This window comes from Nocardia carnea, assembly GCF_029869215.1.
Taxonomy (GTDB): Bacteria; Actinomycetota; Actinomycetes; order Mycobacteriales; family Mycobacteriaceae; genus Nocardia; species Nocardia carnea_B.
This window is the reverse complement of sequence record NZ_JARWPM010000231.1, coordinates 1-2647: the sequence shown is the minus strand read 5'-3', so window position 1 is coordinate 2647 and position 2647 is coordinate 1. Positions and strand designations below refer to the sequence as shown.

2 protein-coding genes are annotated in these 2647 nt (G+C 71.0%); one reads left to right on the top strand and one right to left on the bottom strand.

Features of this window, described 5'->3' with window-relative positions; translation table 11 throughout:
- Positions 1-111: 111 nt before the first annotated feature.
- Entirely contained in the window at positions 112-2046 is a 1935-nt protein-coding gene (pknB, locus tag QH276_RS15850) for a Stk1 family PASTA domain-containing Ser/Thr kinase (RefSeq protein ID WP_280400932.1), read from the bottom strand.
- A gap of 124 nt (positions 2047-2170) precedes the next feature.
- Between pknB and QH276_RS15845 the strand changes: the two genes are divergently transcribed.
- Positions 2171-2539 carry an Rv2175c family DNA-binding protein gene (locus QH276_RS15845; RefSeq protein WP_280400931.1) on the top strand — a complete coding sequence of 123 codons (369 nt, stop codon included), beginning with the start codon at positions 2171-2173 and terminating at the stop codon, positions 2537-2539.
- Positions 2540-2647 lie beyond the last annotated feature (108 nt).

The window sequence follows — 2647 nt, the reverse complement described above, 5'->3', positions numbered from 1 at the left end:
CCCCCCCCCCCCCCCCCCCCCCCCCCCCGCCCACACTTTCCTCCCCCCCCCCCCTCCCCCGCGCGGGCCGGGGGGGGCGGCGGCCGGCGCCGCCCCCCCCCCCCCCGCTGCTCAGGGGATGGCGACCACGGATACGGAACCGCCGGTTTCGACGTTCGCGTTCGCGGCGGGATTCTGGGAAACCACCACGGAGGAATCCAGGGGCGCGAACTGGCGGACCTGCACCTGCAGGCCCAGCCCCTGCAGCGTGCGGCGGGCCTCCGCGACGGATTTACCGACCACCGACGGCATCGTGACCGCCTCGCAGATCAGCAGGGTGACCGCGGAGCCGGCGTCGACGGTGGTGCCCACACCGGGTTCGGTACCGATCACGCGGCCCACCTCCACCAGTTCGTCGTAGGCGGGCCGTTCCCCGGCCACGGTGAGGCCCAGATCCTCGAGCTTCTTACGGGCCTCGTCCGGGGTATCGGCGCGCAGGTCGGGCAGCTGCACCGGGCGCGACCCGTTGCTCTTCCAGATCTGCACATGCGCGCCCGCGGGCAGCACCGTCCCGGGCGCGGGGTCGATACGGGCCAGGGTGCCCTCGGGCGCGGTACTGGCGACCTCCCCGCCGTCCACCGGTTGCAGGCCCTGATCGCGGATCAACTGCTGGACCTCCTCCCAGTCCGCGCCGGGTGCGACGGCGGGCACCTCGGGTTTACCGCTCGACACCAGGATGTCGACGGTCGAACCCTTGGTCTTCCGCGCGCCCGGGCCGGGGTCGGTGCCGACGACACCGCCGACCGGCACGGTATCGGAGGCCTTGTCGCGGGTGCCGGTGTCGAATCCGGCTTCCTGTAGTTCGGCGGTGGCCTGCTCGACCGTCATCCCCGCGACCGAGGGCACGGTGTTGTAGCGGCCCATACCGAGCCACCAGCCGCCGATCCCGACCAGCAGGGTCAGTACCACCACCGCGGCCGTCCAGATCATGCCGTTGCGGCGTCCGTTGCCGCGACTCTCCTGATAGGAGCTGTACCGGGTGGGTTGCTGCGGCGGAATATAGGCCGGTGGCGGCGGGGGGTCGGTACGCGGCCGGGCGGTGGTCACCATCCGGGTCGGCTGCGGGCCGTGCGCCGCCACCGGCTCGGGTACGGCGCGGGTCACCGGATGCCGGGCGCTGGTGTGTTCCGCCGAATCCTGCGGTGCCGGAACCCGGTACTCGGGCAGGTTCAGGCGGGCGGCGATCGCCCGCAATTCGGCCACCATCTCACCGGCGTCCGCGAACCGGTGGGCGGGTTCGCGGGCGGTGGCGCGGGCGACCAGCCGGTCGAACTCGGGCGGCACCCCGGCGATGAACTCGCTGGGGCTCGGCACATCGTTCTCCACCCGCTGGTAGGCCACCGACAACGAGTTGTCCCCGGTGAACGGCACCTTCCCGGTGAGCAGCTCGAAGATCAGGATGCCGAACGCGTACACATCGCTGCGGGCATCGGCGCTACCGCTGGTGACCTGTTCTGGGGAGAGATACGCGGCGGTACCGAGGATCACGCTGGCCGACGTGGTGTTGGCCGCGGCGACGGCGCGGACCAGGCCGAAGTCGGCGATCTTCACATCCCCGCCGTCGGAGATGAGCACATTCTCCGGTTTCACATCGCGATGCACCAATCCGGCCGCATGCGCCACCCCGATCGCGGCCAGCACCGGTTCGGCGACCGCGCGCACCGCATGCGGTGGCATCGGCCCGCGTTCCCGCAGCAGTTCGCGCAGCGTCCCGCCCTGCACGAGCTCCATCACCAGGAACGGGTACTCGCCGTCCACGCCCTGGTCGTACACCTCGACCAGGGAGGGATGCTTGAGCCCGGCCACCGCCCGCGCCTCGAACTCGAACCGGCTCAGGAACTGCGGGTCGCCGGCGAACTTGGGGTCCATCACCTTGATCGCGACCGGCCGGCCCAACCGGGTATCCACCCCCCGGAACACCATCGACATCCCGCCCCGGGCGATCGGCGCGTCGATCCGGTAGCGCCGGTCGAGCACGGCGCCGATCAATTCTCCTCCGGCTGTCACGAACCTCTCCACCCTCGTACCGCGTCCACACGGTCGCCGCCCACGCGGCTCCCACGATGTTATCGGCCGGACAGGTGCGGGTGTCTCACCGCGGCCAGGCACACAACGTCTACGGTTATCTCCCGTGAGTGCCTTTCCTTGCAGTGCCGATGTCCTGCCCGCCTCGGTACCACTGCTCTCGCTGCCCGATGTCGCGAAGAACCTCGGTGTCGTGGTGACCCGGGTCCACCAGATGCTGCGGGACAACCAGCTGCTCGCGGTACGCCGCGACGGTGTGGTGGGGATCCCGGAAATCTTCTTCGACGAGACGGGTGCGGTGGTGAAACCGCTGCCGGGCCTGATCACGGTGATGCGCGACGCCAAATACACCGACGAGGAGATCCTGGAGTGGATCTTCACCGACGACGACACACTGCCCGGTAAACCGGTCGAGGCGCTGCACGGGCCGCTCGCCCGCGAAGTCCTGCGCCGAGCCGCCGCCGACCCCTTCTGAGCTGTGTTTATTGGCGCCGACTTCGTCGGCGCGGGGGGTTGGGCCCCCCAGGGGTCAGGGGTTAAGACCCCGCGGAGAAGCGGGGGGGGGCCGGGGGGGGGCGGGGGG